This is a genomic window from Dryocola boscaweniae (assembly GCF_025215095.1).
Taxonomy (GTDB): domain Bacteria; phylum Pseudomonadota; class Gammaproteobacteria; order Enterobacterales; family Enterobacteriaceae; genus Dryocola; species Dryocola boscaweniae.
Genome location: NZ_JALHAP010000014.1, coordinates 1 through 255, shown reverse-complemented (window position 1 = coordinate 255; position 255 = coordinate 1). Strand labels below are relative to the sequence as shown.

1 protein-coding gene is annotated in these 255 nt (G+C 53.7%); it reads left to right on the top strand.

The genetic code is table 11. From position 1 onward, the window contains the following. Positions 1-255, top strand: a 255-nt coding sequence (locus MUA00_RS00065) for a hypothetical protein (RefSeq protein ID WP_271130440.1), incomplete at both ends; no start/stop codon positions are given.

Here is a 255-nt window from a genome sequence, read left to right as displayed (position 1 = left end):
CCCTCGGCCTGAACTTTGGTGTAGCACTGACTGCTGACCAGATTGCCGCTCTCGACCACAGCATCCTGTGGTGGGAAGCGACCGTCATCAACGGTGAAACGGTGCTGGTACCAAAACTCTATCTTTCACCGAAAGACGTCACGGTGAATAACGGCAGCGTGATTGCCGGCAATAATGTCACCCTGAATGGTGGGAACATCACCAACAGCGGCAGCACGCTGAGTGCAAACAATAACCTGAGCATCAACAGCGACA